The sequence below is a fragment of the Aliidiomarina iranensis genome, from assembly GCF_003987135.1.
In the GTDB taxonomy this organism is placed as follows: domain Bacteria; phylum Pseudomonadota; class Gammaproteobacteria; order Enterobacterales; family Alteromonadaceae; genus Aliidiomarina; species Aliidiomarina iranensis.
Genome location: NZ_PIPJ01000001.1, coordinates 485,131 through 505,459 on the forward strand (window position 1 = coordinate 485,131; position 20,329 = coordinate 505,459).

Consider the following 20,329-nt stretch of genomic DNA (forward strand, 5'->3'; position numbering starts at 1 on the left):
AAATGAGCGCGGAAATATTAGTAAATGTAACCCCTAGCGAAACCCGAGTGGCTTTGGTGGAAAATGGCATTTTGCAAGAGGTGCATATTGAGCGCCAAGAGCGGCGTGGCTTAGTGGGCAATGTATATGTTGGCAAGGTGAACCGCGTGCTTCCGGGTATGCAAGCAGCATTTGTGGATATTGGCCTTGATAAAGCTGCGTTTCTTCACGCTTCCGATATCATTACGCGCATTGATAATGTGGAAGAACTTGATCGCGATCAGCTGCCCTCACCAGATATTTCCCGCTTAGTGCGCCAAGGCCAGCATATTATGGTGCAAGTGGTGAAAGATCCGCTTGGTACCAAAGGTGCTCGTTTAACCACTGATATCACCATTCCCTCACGTTATTTAGTGTTAATGCCGCGTTCTAATCACGTGGGCGTTTCTCAGCGTATTGAAAGTGAGCCGGAGCGCGATCGCTTGCGCAGTGTGGTAACCCAATTTAGCGATGAAAACATCGGCTTTATTGTTCGTACCGCCGCTGAGGGCGCGGCAAAAGAGGCGCTCGAACAAGATGCCCTATTTTTGCGCAAGCTCTGGGGGAAAATCCAAGAGCGGAAGAAGAAACATGCCAAAGGTGGGGTGCTCTACGAGGATTTGAACCTTGCAGCTCGAATTCTTAGAGATTTTGTGGGCGTTGAAATTGAACGAATTCGTGTTGATTCGCGTCTAAGTTTTCAGTTGCTGCACGAATTTGTTGAAGAATTTGTACCGCAGTTAGCGCCGCGTTTGGAATATTACGAGGGCGAACGGCCAATTTTCGATTTGTTCGATGTGGAAAATGAAATTCAGCGCGCCCTCGATCGCCGCGTGCAGTTGAAATCGGGCGGCACATTGGTGATCGATCAAACCGAAGCCATGACCACCATTGATATTAATACCGGGGCGTTTGTTGGGCATCGGAATTTAGAAGAAACCATTTTCAATACGAATACAGAAGCAACCCAAGCCATTGCGCGGCAACTCAGGTTACGAAATCTCGGCGGCATCATTATTATCGATTTTATTGATATGCAAAATGATGATCACAAACGCCGCGTGCTTCATAGTTTGGAATTAGCTTTGGCGAAAGATCATGCGAAAACCAGTATTTCCGGCTTTACATCGTTGGGTTTAGTAGAGTTAACGCGCAAACGCACTCGCGAAAGCCTAGAGCATATCTTAAGTTGCGAGTGCCCGGTTTGTAAGGGCCGCGGTTCAATGAAAACAGTAGAAACCGTGTGTTATGAAATTATGCGCGAAATTGTGCGAGTAAACCGCGCCTACGCTGCGGATCAGTTTGTGGTGTATGCCTCGGCAGCAGTAGCGGAACGCCTACTGAACGAGGAATCCCATGGATTGGCAGAGCTAGAAGTATTTGTGGGTAAGCAAATTAAAGTTCAAATTGAGCCTTTGTACCATCAAGAACAATTTGATGTGGTGATGATGTAGTGAATGTAAGAAGTACCCTAAGTTTTGTAATTAGAAAATTGTGGCTCACTGCCGCCGTTATCTTGGTGGGCCTTGCCGTGCTTCTCAGCATTGTTCGCTTTAGCCTGCCTTATCTTGATTATTATCGAACTGACATTGAACAGCAGCTGAGTGAGCGTTTTAATCAAGAAGTGCAAATTGGCAGCTTAAGCGCCACCTGGAATGGCATTGGCCCAGCCCTCGTGCTTGAAGATCTCGAGCTTGTGGTGAATGAAGGCGCTGAGGCTCGTGTAGCGATTGGCACCCTTGCTGTGGGTATCGATTTTTGGAATAGCTTGCTGCAACGGCAAGTGCTGCTGAATCACTTTTCCCTAACCGGCATGGAGCTGGATGTTTATTACCAAGGTAGCAACGGCGAAAGTAATGTATTAGCTGAGCTACAAGAACCCCTTGAACGCTTATTGTTTCAGCAATTAGAACGTTTCCAGTTGCATGATAGCTTGGTGCGTTTACACATTGGCGAGCAAGAGCCACGGGCTATTGAAATTGAACAGCTGCAATGGCGCCGCGATGCGCTACTAAAACAAGCCACAGGTTTGTTTCGTATTCCTGATATTACCAGCAATTCGTTAGATTTTGTGCTTGATGTGTATGGTGAGGCTTTCGCTGAAGTGAGTGGTAGTTTGTATGTAGAAGCGCAGCAGTTAGATGTTTCGCCTTGGTTGCAGGAGATCACCCAAACGTCTTCCGTTGAGCGGGCTGAGTTTAATTTACAAGCTTGGTTAGATTTTGAGAATGGCCAGTTTGGTGAGGGGCAAGTTCGGTTTGCGGAAAATACGCTAGCTTGGCGCCGAGGCGATGAGCTTCATCAACTAATTACAACCCCCACTGTATGGACATTATTCCCTGAACCCGGTGGTTGGATTTTAAATTCAAACCCTATGGTAGCCAGAATTGATGAACAGGAATGGCGCCTTGAACAAGTTACCTGGCAGTATCGCGAGGGTGAGCACCTGTGGAATTTAAATGATATCGAACTGATTGATTTTGGCCCAGTTTGGAATCTCTTCGGTGCACCGGGTATAGCCCTTGGGGATTGGGCCGATGGGTTGCAACTGCAAGGTTGGCTCGATTCTGTGCAGATTCGCTTGGATGCAGATCGTGATTGGCAGTTGTACGGGCGCGGTAGCGATATTCGTTGGCAGCCGCACCGGGGTATTCCGGGTATTAATGGCCTACAAATGGAAGTGTGGAGCACCCTTTCTGAGGGAAGGTTCGAACTGCAGGGCGATTCGGTAAGTTTAAGCTCGCCGGCAACCTATAACGATGCCAAAGTGCTGAATGAAGTAATGGTTTCAGGTGGTTGGTTGCAAGATCAAGGGCATTGGGAGCTCGATGTTGAAGAAGCGCTTTTTAGCCTACCTGGGGCTGATATTAGCCAACAAATGCGCTTTACTGGCGCACCAAATGAACCGGTGGAAGTGGATTGGCTGATCAACGGCGGCACTTCGGGCATGGCCGTGTTGGATGTGGTTTCCTTGTTGCCACTGCAATTGGGTGAACGCTTAGGCAACTACTTAAATAATTCCTTGCTCGATGGTGAAGTTGATAGTTTGAGCATGGTGTGGCGTGGGCCCGTTGGCCGTTTTCCTTACACCGAGAATGAGGGCGTATTACAGGCTCACGCGTTAATCAATGATATGGATTATCGCTTTCAACCCAACTGGCCAGCAGTGATGGGAACCCGTGCCGAACTCACCTTCGCCGGTAATGAATTAGCGATTAATGCGCGCGGTGGCCAGTTATTGGATATTCCCCTTACCGAAGTAGATGCAACGATTTCGAATCTGAGTGGTGGCGAGCGCCATTTGCATATTGCGGCTGATGTGGCGGCTGAGGGAGGGCAATTACAGGAACTCTTTTTGCAAAGCCCATTAGCAAATAGCGTGGGCGCGGCCCTTGAACGGGTGCAGCCAAATGGTGCGCTAACAGGCGCCTTTACCTTAGATATTCCCTTGGTTGGCCAACGCCCGCAGGTTAAAGCTCAAGGGCGCGTGAACCTTGTGGAACAAGATATCTATATTCAGCCGGTGAATTTATGGCTTCGGGATATTGATGGCTATCTTACCTTTGATAATGCCGATATCAATTTTGTAGCTGAGGGTGCCTCGCTGTTTGCGCTACCCGTTCAGGTTGAGCTTACGGGCGGACTGGCTGAAAGCAACGAAAGCGGCCAGCGTGATTATCAAATAGCCGCTAAAGTGGATGCTAATTGGCAAGCACCAGCGATACACGAAGAACACGCGAATATTCCACTGATTCAGCAATTACAGGGCGAGTTTGCTTGGAACGCCGATTTTAATTTGAATTTGCTCGCTGGTGGCGCTGGCTATAATTATCAGTGGTTGATGGATGCAGATTTAGCGGCTACAGATTTGTTGTTGCCCAAGCCGTTTGCGAAAACGGCGGGTGAAGCACGCAACTTAACCGTAGAAGTTACCGGTAACCAGGAGCGTTTGCGCGCAAATGCTAGTAGCCCTGAGGTATTCGCTTTGCGTGGCGATATGCGCATCGGCTCCGGCGCGTTTCAAGCCCTGGAATTACAAATTGGTGATAGCCCCTATACAGTGGGTGCACGGCCAGAAAATGGTTTTCGCATTATGGCCGGTTTAGCGGAAGCAGAGCTAGGTGATTGGTTGCCTATTATTGTATCCCTCGGCCGCGCCATTCCTGCCCCAGCTGAAGTGGTTGCTAGTGCGAATTTAAGTTTGGACGCTGTAGGTTTGGATGATGTGAGCGATAATCTCGGTGAGGTGGCGGCCAGTGCCGGCGCAGAACCTACAAAAGCTTCGCCGGTACCGCCTTTATCTCGAGTAGATGCACAAGTTTCTAGCTTGCAGTGGTTTGGCCAAGATTTTCGCAACACTGAAATTGAGGGCCGCAGCAGTGGTGATGGCTGGCTGTTAGATGTGGATGCGGAAAATGGCCGCGCGCGGATTGATTGGAGCACTATTGGTTCTGGGCAGTTAACCGTAGCCGCTGATTTTCTTGAATTGAACCGGCCGCCAGAAGTTAACTCGGAAGAGCGGGTGATTGCGGATCGTTCTTGGCTAAATAGCATGCCACCGATCATTTTCACCTGCCGCATTTGCCGTTATCAAGGCCGTGAGCTTGGCCAAGTTGCGTTGCGTTTAGAGCCTGCTAACGGTGAGCAACAGGTGCGGCAATTTGAAATTCGCAAGGGCAGCACAGTTTTGCAAGCGAGCGGCGGCTGGTCTGGCGAGGGCGAAGCCATGCAAACTGCGCTGCAAGGAACCTTTGTAAGCAACAATGTAGGCTCTTATTTGAGCGAGCTTGGCTTTAATTCAGTGGTGCGCGATTCTTCCGCTGATTTTCGTTTCGATTTGGGTTGGGATGGCGCCCTCCAAGATTGGAACAAAGAAACACTGCGAGGCGAAGTAAATTGGGCGCTGGGCGCTGGTTATTTGCGTGATGTTTCCGATGGTGGGGCGCGTTTGCTTTCCATTCTTAGCTTAGAAAGTGTGTTGCGTAAGTTTGCGCTCGATTTCCGTGATATTTTTGCTCGCGGTATGTTTTATTCCTCGTTTGGAGGCACATTAACCCTTGAAAATGGCGTAATTCGAACTGAAAACACGCGCATGAATGGTTCTGCCGGCGACATGACGGTTTCAGGTTCCACCAACTTGGTGGATGAACAACTTAATTACCGTTTAAGCTATGTGCCTAAGGTAACTTCGAGTTTACCGGTGCTGCTTGCCTTCATGGTGAACCCACCAAGTGGTATCGCGGCTCTGGTGCTGGATCGGATGTTGCACGATGCGGAAGTAATTTCGCGTTTGGAGTATGAAGTAACGGGCACGATGCAAGATCCAATAGTAACGGAAGTACAGCGGGATAGCACCGAGGTTGAGTTACCGGAAATGGCTGAGGACGTTCTACCTCCGGAGCTGCCTGCGAATACCGAGGCACAGCGAGAGCAAGGCGGCGCAACGCGAGATCCTGAAAGCAACAATCAAGGAGGCGGCAATGAGTGATTCATCAACACCTCTAATTACCCTGTTACAGTGGACATCACGGGCTGATTGGGGCGCTAATAAGGCTTATTTAGAGCAAGCCTTTGCGGAAATAGCCAAAAGTGCAAATGCTCGGGGTAACAACCCTCACTTAGTTATTTTGCCGGAAGCGTTTCCGCGCTTTGGAGCCGGCGAGGCGGTGCAGGGAAAATATGCTGAAACTATAGGGCATGGCCCGGTACAGGATTTCCTTATGGAGTGTTGCCAGCGTTATGATATTTGGATTCTTGCCGGTACTATGCCAATTCGAGGTGGTGAACGTTACTGTGCAGCTTCCTTGTTATTTGATGCGCAAGGGCAGTTAGCCGCGCGGTATGATAAAATCCATTTGTTTGATGCCAACGTACAAGATAATACGAAAACTTATCGGGAATCTGCATTTACGCAGCCCGGAAACAAGCTCGTGGTGGTGGATACGCCCTTTGGTAAATTAGGGCTGGCGGTTTGCTACGATTTACGTTTTCCAGAAATGTTCCGGGCGCTACGCACAAAAGGCGCACAACTTATCAGTTTACCTTCTGCGTTCACCAAAGTAACTGGCGAAGCTCATTGGTTGCCGCTATTACAAGCGCGAGCTATTGAAAATCAAGTTTACATGCTGGCGCCGAATCAAACCGGAACGCACGATGATGGCCGCGAAACCTGGGGCCACAGTATGGTAGTTGATCCTTGGGGCCGGGTGGTTACAGCGCTAGGTTCGGAGCCTGGGTTTATTAGTTTTACGCCGAATTTTAACGAATTAGAAGAACTGCGCGAGCGCATGCCCGTGCAGCAACACAATCAGTTTGAGGTACGTTTTTTAAATGATTAATACGCAGGTGGCCGACCACTTATTGCACAATGCTGAGCTTGATTACAGCGCCTTGCAACAGAGCTTACAAAGTATTTATAGCGGTAGCATTGATTACGCCGATATTTATTTGCAAAGCAGTATTCATGAAGCTTGGGTGTTGGAAGATGGCATTGTAAAAAGTGGTAGTTTCAATATTGAGCGCGGCTTGGGCGTTCGCGCCATTAGTGGCGAGAAAACTGGCTTTGCTTACGCGGATAGTATCGATCCTGCGGCCCTTAAACGGGCATCGCAAGCCGCTCGTGGCATTGCCGATCAAGGGGCGAATCGCACGGTAGCCGATTTAAATTCAGGGCCGGTAACATCGCTATATGCGCTTGATAATCCGCTCGATAGTTTTTCTGAGCAGAAGAAAATTGATCTTCTGCAAACTATGGATAAATACGCGCGTAAGCTGGATCCGCGTATTCAAGAAGTTTCGGTAAGCCTTACCGGCACCTATGAGCATATTTTAGTGGCGGCTACCGATGGCACTTTAGCGAGCGATATCAGGCCATTAGTGCGTTTGAATTGCAGCGTTTTGGCGGAACAAAATGGCCGCCGGGAGCGAGGTTCTTCTGGCGGTGGTGGCCGAGTTGATTATCACTATTTTATGCAGCCTGTGTTTTTGGATACGGATTCGCTGAAACAGGAACGTGGTGCCGATAAGGTGCGTTACTTGAGCTATGTTGATGAAGCCGTTCGGCAAGCATTGATTATGTTAGAGGCAAAACCTGCGCCGGCGGGTACTATGCCGGTGGTGTTGGGTGCCGGTTGGCCAGGCGTACTTTTACATGAAGCCGTGGGCCATGGTTTAGAAGGTGATTTTAACCGTAAAGGCGCTTCTTCATATAGCGGCCGTATTGGCGAGCAAGTGGCGGCAAAGGGTTGCACTATTGTAGATGATGGCACCATTGCTAATCGCCGCGGTTCTTTGAGCGTGGATGATGAAGGCACGCCGAGCCAATACAATGTGCTCATTGAAGATGGCCGTTTAGTGGGTTACATGCAGGATAAACTGAATGCGCGCTTAATGGGCGTAGCGCCTACGGGCAATGGCCGCCGCGAATCATACGCACACTTACCGATGCCGCGCATGACCAACACTTACATGCTCGGTGGCGATAAAAGCCAAGAGGAAATAATCGCTTCGGTTAAACGCGGTATCTTTGCGCCCCAGTTTTCTGGTGGCCAAGTAGATATTACTTCCGGCAAGTTTGTATTTTCGGCCTCGGAAGCTTATTTAATTGAAGATGGCAAGATTACGGCGCCGTTGAAAGGGGCCACGTTGATTGGCAATGGCCCGGAAGCAATGGCAGCGGTATCTATGGTTGGTAATGATTTAGCGCTAGATACCGGCATTGGTGTGTGTGGTAAAGATGGCCAAAGTTTACCGGTTGGAGTAGGGCAACCAACCTTAAAAATTGACAACATGACAGTAGGCGGGACGGAATAACGGAGTTGAATGTGGCGCACGGTGCCTAGTATTGGGCCGAGCACTTGAGCGCCGTTTGTTCTAGATTGAATTACTTGTTTATTTTGCCGTTTCGCTGAGTGTGCGGATGTATTTAAACAAGGCGCGTGAAGCCGCAGGTGGCTTGTTTTGCTCTTGTTCTTTAGCGGCTTGCCGAGCGTATTGGCGCAACTGTTGGCGATCGCCGTGAGGATACTTTTCAAGTAGCGCCTGAATCGCATCATCGCCTTGTTGGATGATTCGATCACGCCATTGTTCAAGGGCATGAAAATGGGCGGCCTGATACAGGGCTTTGTTTTCTAGTTCATCAATGGCGGCCAAGATAGGACCTACTTCACGATTGCGCAAAAGCTTGGCAACGAGTTGAAGTTGGCGGCGATAGCCCTCGCGTTTGTGTTCGATTTTTTTAGCAAGCTTTACCGCTGCGGCGGTTTCATCATCGAGCGGTATTTGTTTGAGTGCGTTACTGCCAAGTTTTACCAGTTTTACGCCGAGATCGTGCATCTCTTGGGAATGGCGCTTCAGTTGTGTTTTACTGAGTTCGCCATCATCTAAATGTTCATCTTGGTTATCGCGTTGCATGTTCAGGTTCACCTAACTATTCAATGCGCTAAGTTTATCAGGAAGCAGGCTTCGGTGATATACCGGCCGTTCACCATAATATTTGAGGTTTTTTTTGGCTAATTTAAATAACACCACAGGCTTAACATCACGGGAACAGTTACAACCAGATTTAGAGAGGGCGGTAACGGCAGTTGAAGCTGCCTTAGCTGCGGCAAAAAAGCGTGGTGCCTCGGCGGCTGAGTGTGCCTTGGCACACAGCCGTGGTTTAAGTGTAAGCACGCGTTTGGAAGAGATTGAAACCGTAGAATTTAACCAAGATGGCTCGTTGGGTATCACGGTATATCGGGGCCAAAGTAAAGGCAGTGCGAGCACCTCTGATTTATCTGCCGATGCGGTTCTGATTGCGGTGGAAAAAGCGGATGCAATAGCGCGTTGGACGGAAGCTGATGCTTGTTCCGGGCTTGCAGATAAGGCTTTAATGGCAAATGGTTATCAAGACCCTGAGCTCTTTTATGCGGCGAATCAATCACCGGATTATGCAGCCGAGCAAGCACTTGTGTGTGAAAAAACTATGCTGGCGGCAGATTCGCGGATCGTGAACTCTGATGGCGCACATTATTCGAGCCATTGCGGTTTTCGCGTGTATGGCAATAGCCATGGGTTCCTCGGCCACTACATGAGTTCGCGGCAAAGCTTGAGTTGCATGCCAATCGCCAAAGAGGGCGATAAAATGGAGCGCGATTATGCCTATACTATGGCCCGCAACCCGAGCTTACTGAATAGCCCAGAGGCCGTAGCTTCAGAAGCCGCAGCTGCCACAGTAGCGCGTTTAGGCGCGCGCTCGATTCCTACCTGTTCAGCGCCGGTTATTTTTCATCGAGATTTAGCCCATGGTATTTTTGGCCAGTTCGCTGGGGCGATTAGCGGTGGCAACTTGTATCGAAAAAGTACCTTTTTACTCGATCATTTAGGCCAACAAATTTTCCCTGAATGGTTAAGTATTCATGAAAACCCGTTAATTCCCGGTGGCTTGGCAACAAGCCCGTTTGACCACGAAGGCGTTGCTACCCAAGAGCGCGATATCGTTACCGCGGGGGTGCTAGATACTTATTTATTAACCAGCTATGCAGCGCGCAAGCTAGGTATGCAGAGTACCGGGCATGCAGGCGGGATTCATAACTGGTTTGTGCAGGCGAAAGCGCCGCAACTTGATGCCGATCTTGCTGCACTGTGTAAACGCATGGGCAAAGGCCTTTTAGTAACTGAATTAATGGGCCAAGGCGTGAATTTAGTTACGGGCGATTATAGCCGTGGTGCGGCAGGATTCTGGGTAGAAAATGGCGAGATTCAATTCCCGGTAACGGAAGTGACCATTGCCGGTAATTTGCGCGATATGTTTAAAAATATGGTTGCAATGTCGGCGGATGTTGACCCACGGCACGGCGTGCAATGTGGTTCGGTATTGTTGGCTGATATGAAGATAGCCGGTTCGTAACCGGCTACTCGTCTTCGTGAAAACGCTCTTCGATGAGCGTGCTGATTGCATTTAAAGCCGCCTCAGCATCTTTGCCGGCGGCTTTAATTTCTATCTCTTTCCCACGTTGGCTTGCGAGTAGCATTAAACCCATCACGCTGGCTGCATCTACTTCCTTGCCATCCTGGGCAATAATCACCTTAGCCTCAAACTCATTTGCTAAACGCGCAAGTTTAGTGGCTGCGCGCGCGTGCAACCCAAGTTTATTACGAATCTCTACTGTACGGCTAAAGTTTGGCATTGTTTTTTCTTTCTAATTCACGGTGTTTGATACGGATATTCGGGTGTTGCGCGGCAATGCCTTCTGCTAATTTTTCGGTAATATAAACCGAGCGGTGCTGGCCCCCAGTACACCCAACAGCGATGGTAAGATAACTACGATTACTGCGTTGGAAATAAGGGAGCCAAGTGCTGATAAAATTCTCGGTTTGATAAATAAACTTAGTTACTAGTTGCTGCTGGCTCAAATAATGCTGAACCGGTGCATCAAGGCCGGTATATTGGCGTAATTCAGGCTCCCAGTGGGGGTTCGGCAGAATACGTGCATCGAATACCGTATCGGCAGTTGTTGGAATACCATGTTTAAATCCGAACGACATAAATACCAGCATGAGTTTGTTTTGTTTGCGGCCTAAAACCCGTTCCGTAACTTGCTCGATCAGCTCATGCAGGCTCAATTCGCTACTATCGATGCGCCAGGTGGCTTGTGCCGCTAGGGGTTCAAGAATCTGCCCTTCAGCCTGAATGGCATCAGCTAGGGTTAAATCAGACTGGGACAACGGGTGTAAACGCCGTGTTTCACCGTAGCGGCGAATAAGCACATCATCGTTGGCATCGAGGAACAGAATGTCAGGTTTTATATCGTGTGGAAGGAATTCAAGCGCATCGCTGAGTTCACTATTATCGGCTGCTAAATTGCGCACATCGATGCTAATAGCAATGGTTTCGTAGCGTTCAATTACCGTGTGCACCAAAGTGGGTAACAAGGCCACAGGTAAGTTATCAACACAGTAGTAGCCGAGATCTTCAAGTGCTCGAAGTGCTACGGTTTTGCCTGAGCCTGAACGGCCACTAACGATAATTAACTGCATGAATCGGCGGTGTATTCCTTTGTGATGAGCTCATAGAGCTCAGCGCTAGAAGTGGAATGCCGCAACGCTCGGCAGCAATCCTTTTGATTTAGTTTAGCGGCAACTGCAGATAGGGTTTGTAAATGCAGTTCCGGATTATCTTTGGGTACTAATAATGCAAAGATAATATCCACTGGTTGGTTATCAATAGCATCAAAATCAACTGGCTGCGCTAAGGTAATTAACGCCGCAACCGGTTGGCCGGCATTTTCCAGCCGGCCGTGAGGGATTGCGATTCCCAGCCCAATACCCGTGCTGCCAAGGCGCTCTCGCTGCAACAAACTATCGAAAATATCAGCCTTACTCACCCCGGCTAATTTCGGCGCCACCATTTGGCTGATGAGCTCAAGAATTTTCTTTTTGCTGCTTTCTTCCACAGCAACGCGCGTACTATCTGGGCTAAGGATATCTTTTAGTTCCATGATCCTAGTGCTTACTCAACTTTTCTTTGTGTTTAATAACTTGGCGATCGAGTTTGTTGATCAGGCCATCGATTGCGGCATACATATCTTGATGCTCTGATGTGGCAAAAACTTCACCCCCGTTTAGATGTAGGGTAGCTTCCGCTTTTTGCATAAGTTTTTCAACATTCAAAATCACATGAACATTATTGATGTGGTCGAAGTGGCGCTCAAGCTTGGAGAATTTGGTATCAACATAGTTTCTTAGAGCATCGGTAATATCAACATGGTGACCCGTAAGATTAATTTGCATAGCACATCTTCCTTCTATTGATAGTTAAAGCAGACTCTTCCGTTGACTCGAAGGCGGGATGTTGAGTGATTCCCGGTACTTCGCAATGGTCCGTCTTGCTACTTGGATACCCTGGTCAGCCAATAATTGAGCAAGTTTATTGTCACTTAATGGCTTCCCCGGATTCTCCGCTGCAATCAACTTGCGAATTAACGCTCGGATTGCAGTAGATGAATACTCGCCCCCTTCATCAGTGCTGACATGGCTAGAGAAAAAATACTTCAGCTCAAAAACACCTTGTGGGGAATGCATGAACTTTTGCGTGGTTACTCGCGAAATGGTTGATTCATGCATATCTATACTATCTGCGACATCACTTAGAATCATTGGTTTCATTGATTCTGGACCATACTCAAAGAATGCCTGTTGTCGTTGCACGATACAATGGGCAACTTTAAGTAAAGTTTCATTTCTACTTTCAATACTTTTAATAAACCAGCGCGCTTCTTGCAAGTGTTGTTTGATATATTCTGCGTCGCCACTACTACAGTTTTCGTTACTTTTACTACTTCCCATTGCTGCATAGGTTTGGTTTACGCGCAACCTAGGTGCTGAGGCAGGGTGAAGTTCAGCAATCCAGCGGCCTTGATGTTTGCGAACCTGAATGTCGGGAATAACGTAGTTGGAATCGCCACTAGAAAAACTATCACCCGGTCGCGGATTTAAATTTTGTAAAAGTGCAAGAACATCGCGAATAACCGCTTCTTTTAAACGTGATTTTCGTGCCAATGTTCGATAATCGTGCTTGCCAAGCAGATCCAGATAATTATCAACTACATTCTTTGTGGCAGCGAGTGCTGGAGTATCTTTAGGTAATTGTTCGAGCTGCAGTAGTAAGCACTCACGTACTGTGCGTGATGCCACACCAATGGGTTCGAAGTTTTGAATGCGCTTTAACACCATGGTAACTTCAGCACCGGTTATTTCATCATCTTGCTGTTGTGCGGCTTCTAGAACCTCATCAAGGGATTGCGTTAAATAGCCACTATCATCGATTGCATCGATGATGATTAATGCGATTTGTTCATCGGTTTCGGAGAAGTGAGAAAGGCGCATTTGCCAAAGTAGGTAATCTTGCAGCGATTCGTTAGTTTCGCCTTGATAAATATAATCATCTTCGGCAGCGATGCCTGAGCTTGTGGATATGCCGGCCGACAAGTTTTGTTCCCAGTTAGGCGTGTGTTCTTCTTCGGGCAATTCCAGTAATGGGTTGTTTTCCAGCGCCTCTTGAATTTCTTGTTGCAGCTCTAAAGACGACAGCTGTAACAGCCGAATTGCTTGTTGCAACTGCGGTGTCATGGTTAGGTTTTGGCCAAACTTCAGCTGCAAGCCTTGCTTCATTGACTTCGTATCTCTCGCTGTTTGCGGGTGAATTTAGTGTATCTTACAAATACGATGCATACCTATATGATGGGTGCACTGGCAAAAATTACAAGGTGAATTGATCGCCTAAGTACACGTCTTTCACTTGCTGATTGGCCAAAACCTCATCGGCAGTGCCTTTTGCAATCAGATTACCTTGGCTCACAATATACGCAGTTTCGCACACAGAGAGCGTTTCTCGAACATTGTGATCAGTTATCAAAACGCCAATCCCGCGATCACTGAGTTGTTGGATAATTTTTTTAATATCCAATACCGAGATAGGGTCAACACCGGCGAAAGGCTCATCAAGAAGTATGAATTTTGGTTCAGCGGCTAGGGCACGGGCTATTTCAACGCGCCGTCGCTCACCACCAGATAAGCTCATGCCTAAATTATCGATGATATGGCTGATATGAAATTCGTTCACGAGCTCATCGAGCTTATCTTCGCGCTGGCTATTATTTAGCTCTTTGCGAGTTTGCAAAATAGCCATAATATTATCGCGCACACTGAGCTTCCGAAATACCGAGGCCTCTTGCGGCAAATAACCAATGCCCTTGCGCGCTCGCGCATGCATCGGCAGCAAGGTAATATCTTCATCATCAAGCAGAATCTGGCCATTATCGTTGGTAACTAGGCCCACGATCATATAGAAAGTTGTTGTTTTACCGGCGCCATTCGGGCCGAGTAATCCAACAACTTGGCCTGCTGCAACATCGATACTTACATCTTTAACGACGCTGCGGCCTTTATAAGCTTTCGCTAGGTGCTTAGCTTTTAGTGTTGTCATGCTTAATTTTGCTCATTTTCTGTGCGTGAACGCGGCCGGAATATTGTTTCTACTTGTTCTTCGCCGCGGGTGGCGCTTACTTGCATTGTCTCTACATAGTAAGTGATGTTTTCGGCACGTACTGAGTTTCCCTCTTGAGTTAATTCAGCGGCGCCTACCAGTTTCAATATACGATTTGTGGCATCGTATTCAATACGATTTGCATACGCGTTCACAATCATGCCCGGCTCAATTTCTTGTTCGTAGGTGGCAGGGCCTTCGCCATTACCTTCTAAAATAAACAGCTCATCTTCACCGGTGTTGGTTTCGAAGCCGGTTACTGAAAGCGTGTGGGCGGTGATGCGCATGCTACCTTGGGTGATGCGCACATTGCCGCTCGCCCGATAAACGTTTTCAGCTAAATCGAGAAGATCATTATCGGCTAGAATTCGAATTGGCGCGGCAAAATCCCGCGCTAGGGTTGTGCCGCGTGCGTTTTCGGAAGCTTCAGCTACGGGCTGTTGCTCTTGCTCCTGCGCTGAAGGCTCTTGTTGCCCCGCTGAAGGCTCTTGTTCCTGCGCTGAAGGCTCTTGTTCCAGCGCTGAAGGCTCTTGCGCGCTTGCGCTCGCCAAGCTAAGGGCGAGCAGAGCGAGGATAGTAAATGGTTTCAACATGATGGATAAGCTCCAGTTGCTGTGCTTCTAAATCAACGCGCATGCCATTGCCGTTAACGATAAATTGCGTACCCTCAATGGTAACAGGGGAATCGGTGTGCATGGTACGATTTTGTAAATCGATGTAAATAAAATCAGTTCGAATTTCATCGATGTATCCCGTATTCGAAAGATTCAGCACTAATACATTGTCTTCTAGCTCTAGGCGTTCACCTTCATAGTATCGACCTGTGTTCGCCGATACCTCCCAAATACTGCCTGTTTCCGCTGGATTCACCGCTAGTTCATCCAAATAAGTGATATAAACTGGGTTTTCGAGGTTAGTGAGGTTGAGTGCACTGAAATGAGCCATGTGATCAGCGCGGATTTGTTGCGCAAGGCGGCCATCGGATTCGAATACTCGAGTTTCCAAGCCGGTAGCAGTGAAATCGGGAATTAAGGCTTCACTGTTTTGGTCAAGCTCGATAGTTTCTTCATCATCAAACGCATTCCAAAGAATGATGGCGGCGATTAACGCCAGAAGAAGAATGATAACGATGCTGCGCCGATTCACGTGCTACTCTCCTGCACCTGATGCAACAAGCCTTGGCTCAATAAGAGTAAATCAGCAATTTCACGTACAGCGCCAAAACCGCCGCGCTGTTGTGTTACGTAATGCGCTCGCTGCTGCACTTGCGGATGGCCATCAAAAACACTGAATGCCAAATGTGAGCCGCCGAAAAGCGCTAAATCTGGCGTATCATCACCAACACTGGCGGTGTATTCTGGGCCGATGCCAAGATTTGCTTGCAACTCCGTTAACGCCTCGGCTTTATTGTGCTGCCCTTGGTAAATGTGTTTTACACCTAAAGCCTGCATTCGGCTTTGCACAATGTTCGAAGATCGCCCGGTAATCACTGCAACCTCGATGCCGGCCGTTAATAAAGCCTTTACCCCAAGGCCATCGCGAGTATGAAAGGCTTTCAGTTCCTCACCTTGATCACCGAGGTAAATACGGCCGTCAGAAAAAACGCCATCAACATCGCACACCAGTAATTTTACCGCGCGAAAACGGCCCATTAAATCGTTATGGATATCACCATACCAAGTTGTGACGTAAGCACTCGATGCTGATTTCATTAAATTACCCCTGCCCGCAAGAGATCGTGCATGTTGAAAGCGCCAACCACGGTTTTATCCTTATCTAACACAATCAAGCCATTAATTTTACGCGTTTCCATCAGTTTGAGGGCTTCGGCCGCTAAGGTATTAGGTGTTGTGGTGATACACCCTGTGGTCATTACCTCAGCAATTTTGGTTTGATGGATATCCACGCGCTGATCAAGGATGCGTCGCAAATCACCATCGGTGAATAGGCCCAGCAAACGGTTTTCGGCATCAACGATGGTTGTCATGCCTAAGCCTTTTTGCGATATCTCCAATAGTGCTTCGGTGATGATGGCATCACTTGTAATTTTTGGCACACGCTCATCGGCATGCATAATATCGCTTACTCGCAACAGCAAGCGTTTGCCTAAACTACCGCCGGGATGAGAAAGCGCAAAATCATTCGCAGTAAACCCACGCGCGTGCAGCAAGGCTACCGCCAGCGCATCGCCCATTACTAAGGTTGCGGTAGTGCTTGCGGTGGGCGCTAAACCCAGTGGGCAGGCCTCTTCACTAACCGCTACGTTTAAATGCACATCAGCAAGTTTAGCTAGGGTTGATTCCGGTTGCCCGGTGAGCGCCACTAAAGGAACACCAAGGCGTTTGATCACGGGCAGAATACTCAAAACTTCATGAGTTTCACCGGAATTCGAGATGGCGATTACCGTATCTTGTGGCGTGATCATACCTAAATCACCGTGGCTCGCTTCGCCAGGGTGCACAAAAAATGCAGGGGTGCCGGTGCTGGCTAGGGTAGCTGCGATCTTTCCGCCGATATGGCCAGATTTCCCCATACCAGTAACAACCACACGGCCTTTACAGCGAATGAGTAATTGGCAGGCATTGGCAAAATCATCATTAATTGCGGTTTGCATTGCCTGAATTGCGGCAGTTTCAATTTCTAGAACCCGCTTGCCTTGCCAAATGTAGCCTTCGGCAGATGCGGGTGAGATATGTTCAGCCATAGATCCCTATTCCTCTTTTGCAACGTATTCATTGGCTATTCGGCACGTTATGTACACGCTCGCGATATTCGCTGTGCCAATGTTCGTGTGCTTCCAATATGCTGCAAGTATACCATCGCTTGCACTTAAATCAGCTATTCTCTGGTGGTTTCTCAATGAATGCAATTGCAACACTGATTCGCTGTTTGAGAAAAAGGCCAAGTAATGATAGTTTACCGGATAGACGGTTTTCATAATGGGTATCTAATATGACAGCAGTAAAGAAAACAAATCGCGGCGGCAGACCAAGCAAACGTGATTATATCCTCAAGCAAGCGGAACTTCTGGTGCAGGAGCAAGGCGCTTCGAATCTAACCTTTGATTCGTTAACTGAGAAAACAGGCATCAGCAAAGGCGGTTTGCTGTATCACTTTGCCAGCAAGGAAGCCCTAATCGTTGCCATGTTGGAGCGCTACATCGGTATGCGCGAGGCGCGCACGGAGGAGCTGATCAATGAGGGTATTTCTGGGCCAAATGCGGAAATAAAAGCGGTTATCCTTGGTGAGTTGAATGTGCCGCAATCGATGCTGGCTGTTGATAGTGCGATTATTGCCGCAGCGGCAAATAACCCGGCCTTGTTAGAACCGGTAAAACACAAGTTTGAAGAACTGTGGGCAACGCTAAATGCCAGCGAAAGTGGCGGTGCGCGTGCGCAAGCGGTTTGGAAAGCTGCTGTTGGCGATCGTTTATTACGGCAATTTGGTTTGCTCGATAGCGAAAGCCCAGAGCAACGGGAAGCGTTTATTGCAGAAATGATGGCCTTACTCGATGCGCCAGATTTAACCAAAGATAATTCCGATAGTGTATTCGGCTAAATAGGCTTTAGCCGAACGAAGGTTGCCGCTGTTACCCTTATCAATGGTATAATCAGCTGCAATGCGAAATGGCATACGAGGCACTAAGTGGACAATTTAGTAGAAGTAAAGGATATATATTTCAAGCGCGGCGATACCTTGATTTATGAAGATGTATCAGTGCAAGTGCCGCGGGGTAAAGTAACGGCCATTATGGGGCCCAGTGGTTGCGGCAAAACCACACTCTTGCGTTTGATTGGTGGTCAATTAAAACCACAAAAGGGCAGTATTCGCTTCGCCGATTATGAAATCACCGAGCTTGGGCGAAACCAATTATTCGAAGCGCGCAAGCGTATGAGTATGTTGTTTCAAAGTGGTGCGCTGTTTAGTGATATTACCGTGTTTGAGAACGTGGCGTTTCCGCTGCGGGAACACACTAACCTACCGGAAAACATTATCGCTACTGTGGTGAAAATGAAGCTAGAGGCCGTTGGTTTGCGCGGCGCTGGGAAATTATTCCCACAAGAGTTATCCGGCGGGATGGCAAGGCGAGCCGCGCTGGCACGTTCGATAGCACTCGACCCAGAGCTTATCATGTACGATGAGCCGTTCGCGGGGCAAGATCCTATTTCCATGGGTATGTTAGTGAAGCTTATCCGCTCCTTAAATAGCACCCTTGGGCTTACTTCCATTGTTGTTTCCCATGATATTCATGAGGTGATGAGTATCGCAGATCATGTGGTGATACTGGCGAACAAAACAGTGGTTGGGCAAGGAACGCCGGAAGAGTTAAAGCGAGATGGCAATGATTTAGTGCAGCAGTTTCTCCGTGGTGAAGCTGATGGCCCAGTGCCATTCCATTATGCTGCCTCCGAGTATGAAAGTGATTTGTTGGCAGGAGGCCAGAAGAAATGACATTTTTTATTAAAATTGGCCGCAATACCCTAAATATTTTGCAGGGCGTAGGCGCGGCATCAATTATGCTTTTCCAAGCCTTAGTGGGTAAACCAGAGCCACGGAAAATGTTCCCGTTGCTCATTCGCCAGTTGTATGTGGTGGGTGTGCAATCGATGCTAATTATCCTCATTTCCGGTTTGTTTATCGGCATGGTGCTGGGGCTGCAAGGTTATACCATTCTGGTAGATTTTGGTGCTGAGCAAGCCTTGGGGCCAATGGTAGCGTTATCCTTGCTGCGCGAATTGGGGCCGGTAGTTACAGCGCTCTTGTTTGCTGGCCGGGCGGGCTCGGCGTTAACAGCTGAAATTGGCCTAATGCGAGCTACAGAACAACTTTCTAGCTTGGAAATGATGGCTGTGGACCCGTTACGCCGCGTAGTGGCACCGCGCTTTTGGGCTGGTTTTATCAGCATGCCGCTACTGGCGCTGATGTTTAGTGCTGTGGGTATCTATGGCGGCTTCCTTGTAGGTGTGCAGTGGCTAGGGGTCGATGATGGTGCGTTCTGGTCGGTGATGCAGGCCAGCGTTGAGTGGCAAAACGATATTCTTAATGGTTTTATTAAAAGTTTAGTATTCGCAATCGTTGTAACCTGGATCGCGCTTTACAAGGGTTATACCGCAGCACCTACCTCGCCGGGAATTAGCGCCGCCACTACACAAACTGTAGTGTATAGCTCGCTAGCCGTGTTGGGTTTGGATTTTGTTTTGACAGCAGTGATGTTCGGGTGATTTATGGAAACGCGTAAAATTGAATTATTAGTAGGTGTGTTTATTTCGGCTGCGGTAGTAGCGTTGATATTTTTAGCGTTGCAGGTGGCTAATCAAAGCAGTGCTATGCGAGGCGAAACTTACACGCTATATGCCAATTTCGATAATATTGGTGGATTAAAAGTTCGTTCGCCAGTGAAAGTAGGTGGTGTAGTTGTTGGCCGAGTTGCAAATATTGAACTGGATCCAGAGTATTTTGAAGCCGTAGTGGAATTGCAGATTAGTAAATCATTTTCTCAGTTCCCAGAAACTAGCAGTGCTTCGATTCTTACTTCAGGGTTGTTGGGCGAGCAGTATATCGGTTTAGAACCCGGCTTTATGGACGATGATGTATTCGTTTTAGAAGACGGCGATTCAATTTTTAGTACCAATTCAGCAGTGGTGCTTGAGGAACTTATCGGCCAATTCTTGTTTAGCCAAGGTGACAATTAAGATGGCAGATTTGAGTTTTGAAGTGCAGGATGATGGTGTTCATGTTGCTGGGAAGCTGAACCGAGATAACGTGGGCGATGCCTGGCGCTCTCGCCACGATTGGCTTGGTGAGAGTGGCGAACTCGTTTTGGATTTTAGCAGTGTAGAGCAGGTGGATTCCTCTGGCATTGCCATGCTTATTCAATTAATTGCTGAGCTTTCTGCTAGCGAGCGCTCACTCTCTTTACGTAATACCAACAATCAACTGCGGCAATTTGCTGAGGTGAGTGGCGTTACCGAGCTGCTTTCGTTAAGCTATGAAGATACAGAACAGTAACCAACGGATAAGCTCATGACCCCGAAAGATATCGAAGCGATTTTACAAGCCGCGCTCGAACTAGATGAAGTGCACGTAACCGGTGAAGGCCAGAGTTTTCAAGTAATTGCAGTGAGTGCTGCGTTCGCCGACCTTTCTCCAGTAAAGAAACAACAAATGATTTACCGCCCTTTGAACGATAAAATTCACGATGGCAGTATTCATGCTTTGAGCATTAAAACCTACACTCCTGAAAAATGGCAGCGTGAAAAACTGCTTAATATGCCAAGCTGAGTG

Annotated in this window: 22 protein-coding genes; 11 read left to right on the top strand and 11 right to left on the bottom strand. The window is 48.1% G+C overall.

All coding sequences use genetic code 11. The annotated features are described in order from the left end of the window. Nucleotides 1-2 precede the first annotated feature (2 nt). The 4 genes from rng to tldD are packed head-to-tail and all read left to right on the top strand — an operon-like array spanning nt 3 to nt 7,830. Nucleotides 3-1,472 carry a ribonuclease G gene (gene rng, locus CWE08_RS02180; RefSeq protein WP_126765160.1) on the top strand — a complete coding sequence of 490 codons (1,470 nt, stop codon included), beginning with the start codon at nt 3-5 and terminating at the stop codon, nt 1,470-1,472. Beyond that, nucleotides 1,472-5,506 carry a YhdP family protein gene (locus CWE08_RS02185; protein WP_126765162.1) on the top strand — a complete coding sequence of 1,345 codons (4,035 nt, stop codon included), beginning with the start codon at nt 1,472-1,474 and terminating at the stop codon, nt 5,504-5,506. The genes rng and CWE08_RS02185 overlap by 1 nt, the downstream gene beginning before the upstream one ends. Next, nucleotides 5,499-6,356 (top strand): carbon-nitrogen hydrolase family protein, encoded by an 858-nt coding sequence (locus CWE08_RS02190; RefSeq protein ID WP_126765164.1) that lies wholly within the window; start codon nt 5,499-5,501, stop codon nt 6,354-6,356. Before CWE08_RS02185 ends, CWE08_RS02190 begins: the two co-directional genes overlap by 8 nt. Then, entirely contained in the window at nt 6,352-7,830 is a 1,479-nt protein-coding gene (gene tldD / locus CWE08_RS02195) for a metalloprotease TldD (RefSeq protein ID WP_420837070.1), read from the top strand. The genes CWE08_RS02190 and tldD overlap by 5 nt, the downstream gene beginning before the upstream one ends. A 78-nt stretch (nt 7,831-7,908) precedes the next feature. Here the strand turns inward: tldD and yjgA are convergent, their stop codons facing one another. Then, entirely contained in the window at nt 7,909-8,430 is a 522-nt protein-coding gene (yjgA, locus tag CWE08_RS02200; protein WP_126765168.1) for a ribosome biogenesis factor YjgA, read from the bottom strand. Nucleotides 8,431-8,524: 94 nt separating this feature from the next. Here yjgA and pmbA point away from each other — a divergent pair, with 94 nt between their 5' ends. Continuing rightward, nucleotides 8,525-9,907 carry a metalloprotease PmbA gene (pmbA, locus tag CWE08_RS02205; RefSeq protein ID WP_126765170.1) on the top strand — a complete coding sequence of 461 codons (1,383 nt, stop codon included), beginning with the start codon at nt 8,525-8,527 and terminating at the stop codon, nt 9,905-9,907. A 4-nt stretch (nt 9,908-9,911) separates the two neighbouring features. Here pmbA and CWE08_RS02210 read toward each other — a convergent pair whose 3' ends face one another. The 10 genes from CWE08_RS02210 to CWE08_RS02255 all read right to left on the bottom strand — a co-directional run bounded on the left by CWE08_RS02210 (nt 9,912) and on the right by CWE08_RS02255 (nt 16,748). Beyond that, nucleotides 9,912-10,187 carry an HPr family phosphocarrier protein gene (locus tag CWE08_RS02210; protein WP_126765172.1) on the bottom strand — a complete coding sequence of 92 codons (276 nt, stop codon included), beginning with the start codon at nt 10,185-10,187 and terminating at the stop codon, nt 9,912-9,914. Beyond that, the gene (gene rapZ, locus CWE08_RS02215; RefSeq protein WP_126765174.1) at nt 10,174-11,037 is read right to left on the bottom strand and encodes an RNase adapter RapZ; all 864 of its coding nucleotides are present in this window, start codon (nt 11,035-11,037) and stop codon (nt 10,174-10,176) included. The genes CWE08_RS02210 and rapZ overlap by 14 nt, the downstream gene beginning before the upstream one ends. Then, nucleotides 11,028-11,498: a PTS IIA-like nitrogen regulatory protein PtsN gene (gene ptsN / locus CWE08_RS02220; RefSeq protein ID WP_126765175.1), complete on the bottom strand. Its 471-nt coding sequence runs from the start codon at nt 11,496-11,498 to the stop codon at nt 11,028-11,030. Before ptsN ends, rapZ begins: the two co-directional genes overlap by 10 nt. 4 nt (nt 11,499-11,502) lie before the next feature. Continuing rightward, nucleotides 11,503-11,790, bottom strand: coding sequence for a ribosome hibernation promoting factor (gene hpf / locus CWE08_RS02225; RefSeq protein WP_126765177.1), 288 nt, complete (start codon nt 11,788-11,790; stop codon nt 11,503-11,505). A 24-nt stretch (nt 11,791-11,814) separates the two neighbouring features. Then, nucleotides 11,815-13,170 (bottom strand): RNA polymerase factor sigma-54, encoded by a 1,356-nt coding sequence (locus CWE08_RS02230; protein ID WP_126765178.1) that lies wholly within the window; start codon nt 13,168-13,170, stop codon nt 11,815-11,817. An 88-nt stretch (nt 13,171-13,258) separates the two neighbouring features. Next, nucleotides 13,259-13,984, bottom strand: a complete 726-nt coding sequence (lptB, locus tag CWE08_RS02235) for an LPS export ABC transporter ATP-binding protein (protein ID WP_126765180.1) — start codon at nt 13,982-13,984, stop codon at nt 13,259-13,261. Between the two features lie 2 nt (nt 13,985-13,986). Beyond that, entirely contained in the window at nt 13,987-14,637 is a 651-nt protein-coding gene (gene lptA, locus CWE08_RS02240) for a lipopolysaccharide transport periplasmic protein LptA (RefSeq protein ID WP_126765182.1), read from the bottom strand. Continuing rightward, a complete protein-coding gene (lptC, locus tag CWE08_RS02245) occupies nt 14,597-15,190 on the bottom strand; it encodes an LPS export ABC transporter periplasmic protein LptC (RefSeq protein WP_126765184.1) in 594 nt (197 codons plus the stop codon). The genes lptA and lptC overlap by 41 nt, the downstream gene beginning before the upstream one ends. Further along, entirely contained in the window at nt 15,187-15,756 is a 570-nt protein-coding gene (gene kdsC / locus CWE08_RS02250; RefSeq protein ID WP_126765186.1) for a 3-deoxy-manno-octulosonate-8-phosphatase KdsC, read from the bottom strand. The genes lptC and kdsC overlap by 4 nt, the downstream gene beginning before the upstream one ends. Then, the gene (locus CWE08_RS02255) at nt 15,756-16,748 is read right to left on the bottom strand and encodes a KpsF/GutQ family sugar-phosphate isomerase (protein WP_126765188.1); all 993 of its coding nucleotides are present in this window, start codon (nt 16,746-16,748) and stop codon (nt 15,756-15,758) included. The genes kdsC and CWE08_RS02255 overlap by 1 nt, the downstream gene beginning before the upstream one ends. A 248-nt stretch (nt 16,749-16,996) precedes the next feature. On the opposite strand from CWE08_RS02255, the gene CWE08_RS02260 reads away from it, so the two are divergent. From CWE08_RS02260 to CWE08_RS02285, 6 genes are all read left to right on the top strand, one after another. Further along, complete coding sequence (locus tag CWE08_RS02260; RefSeq protein ID WP_126765189.1) at nt 16,997-17,602, top strand: TetR/AcrR family transcriptional regulator; 606 nt, start codon at nt 16,997-16,999, stop codon at nt 17,600-17,602. Between the two features lie 87 nt (nt 17,603-17,689). Next, the gene (locus tag CWE08_RS02265) at nt 17,690-18,496 is read left to right on the top strand and encodes an ATP-binding cassette domain-containing protein (RefSeq protein WP_126765191.1); all 807 of its coding nucleotides are present in this window, start codon (nt 17,690-17,692) and stop codon (nt 18,494-18,496) included. Further along, nucleotides 18,493-19,266 (top strand): lipid asymmetry maintenance ABC transporter permease subunit MlaE, encoded by a 774-nt coding sequence (mlaE, locus tag CWE08_RS02270; RefSeq protein ID WP_126765193.1) that lies wholly within the window; start codon nt 18,493-18,495, stop codon nt 19,264-19,266. The genes CWE08_RS02265 and mlaE overlap by 4 nt, the downstream gene beginning before the upstream one ends. Nucleotides 19,267-19,269: 3 nt before the next feature. Next, nucleotides 19,270-19,737 (top strand): outer membrane lipid asymmetry maintenance protein MlaD, encoded by a 468-nt coding sequence (gene mlaD / locus CWE08_RS02275; protein ID WP_126765195.1) that lies wholly within the window; start codon nt 19,270-19,272, stop codon nt 19,735-19,737. A gap of 1 nt (nt 19,738) precedes the next feature. Beyond that, nucleotides 19,739-20,053 (top strand): STAS domain-containing protein, encoded by a 315-nt coding sequence (locus tag CWE08_RS02280; protein ID WP_126765197.1) that lies wholly within the window; start codon nt 19,739-19,741, stop codon nt 20,051-20,053. A gap of 15 nt (nt 20,054-20,068) precedes the next feature. Further along, nucleotides 20,069-20,326, top strand: a complete 258-nt coding sequence (locus CWE08_RS02285; protein ID WP_126765199.1) for a BolA family protein — start codon at nt 20,069-20,071, stop codon at nt 20,324-20,326. The last annotated feature ends 3 nt before the right edge of the window (nt 20,327-20,329 follow it).

Bases quoted from the DNA above. Each gene is read 5' to 3' on its own strand.
- rng (WP_126765160.1), top strand. From the start codon at position 3: ATGAGCGCGGAAATATTAGTAAATGTAACCCCTAGCGAAACCCGAGTG.
- CWE08_RS02190 (WP_126765164.1), top strand. From the start codon at position 5,499: ATGAGTGATTCATCAACACCTCTAATTACCCTGTTACAGTGGACATCA.
- yjgA (WP_126765168.1), bottom strand. From the start codon at position 8,430: ATGCAACGCGATAACCAAGATGAACATTTAGATGATGGCGAACTCAGT.
- CWE08_RS02210 (WP_126765172.1), bottom strand. From the start codon at position 10,187: ATGCCAAACTTTAGCCGTACAGTAGAGATTCGTAATAAACTTGGGTTG.
- rapZ (WP_126765174.1), bottom strand. From the start codon at position 11,037: ATGCAGTTAATTATCGTTAGTGGCCGTTCAGGCTCAGGCAAAACCGTA.
- ptsN (WP_126765175.1), bottom strand. From the start codon at position 11,498: ATGGAACTAAAAGATATCCTTAGCCCAGATAGTACGCGCGTTGCTGTG.
- hpf (WP_126765177.1), bottom strand. From the start codon at position 11,790: ATGCAAATTAATCTTACGGGTCACCATGTTGATATTACCGATGCTCTA.
- CWE08_RS02230 (WP_126765178.1), bottom strand. From the start codon at position 13,170: ATGAAGCAAGGCTTGCAGCTGAAGTTTGGCCAAAACCTAACCATGACA.
- lptB (WP_126765180.1), bottom strand. From the start codon at position 13,984: ATGACAACACTAAAAGCTAAGCACCTAGCGAAAGCTTATAAAGGCCGC.
- lptA (WP_126765182.1), bottom strand. From the start codon at position 14,637: ATGTTGAAACCATTTACTATCCTCGCTCTGCTCGCCCTTAGCTTGGCG.
- kdsC (WP_126765186.1), bottom strand. From the start codon at position 15,756: ATGAAATCAGCATCGAGTGCTTACGTCACAACTTGGTATGGTGATATC.
- CWE08_RS02255 (WP_126765188.1), bottom strand. From the start codon at position 16,748: ATGGCTGAACATATCTCACCCGCATCTGCCGAAGGCTACATTTGGCAA.
- CWE08_RS02260 (WP_126765189.1), top strand. From the start codon at position 16,997: ATGACAGCAGTAAAGAAAACAAATCGCGGCGGCAGACCAAGCAAACGT.
- mlaE (WP_126765193.1), top strand. From the start codon at position 18,493: ATGACATTTTTTATTAAAATTGGCCGCAATACCCTAAATATTTTGCAG.
- mlaD (WP_126765195.1), top strand. From the start codon at position 19,270: ATGGAAACGCGTAAAATTGAATTATTAGTAGGTGTGTTTATTTCGGCT.
- CWE08_RS02280 (WP_126765197.1), top strand. From the start codon at position 19,739: ATGGCAGATTTGAGTTTTGAAGTGCAGGATGATGGTGTTCATGTTGCT.
- CWE08_RS02285 (WP_126765199.1), top strand. From the start codon at position 20,069: ATGACCCCGAAAGATATCGAAGCGATTTTACAAGCCGCGCTCGAACTA.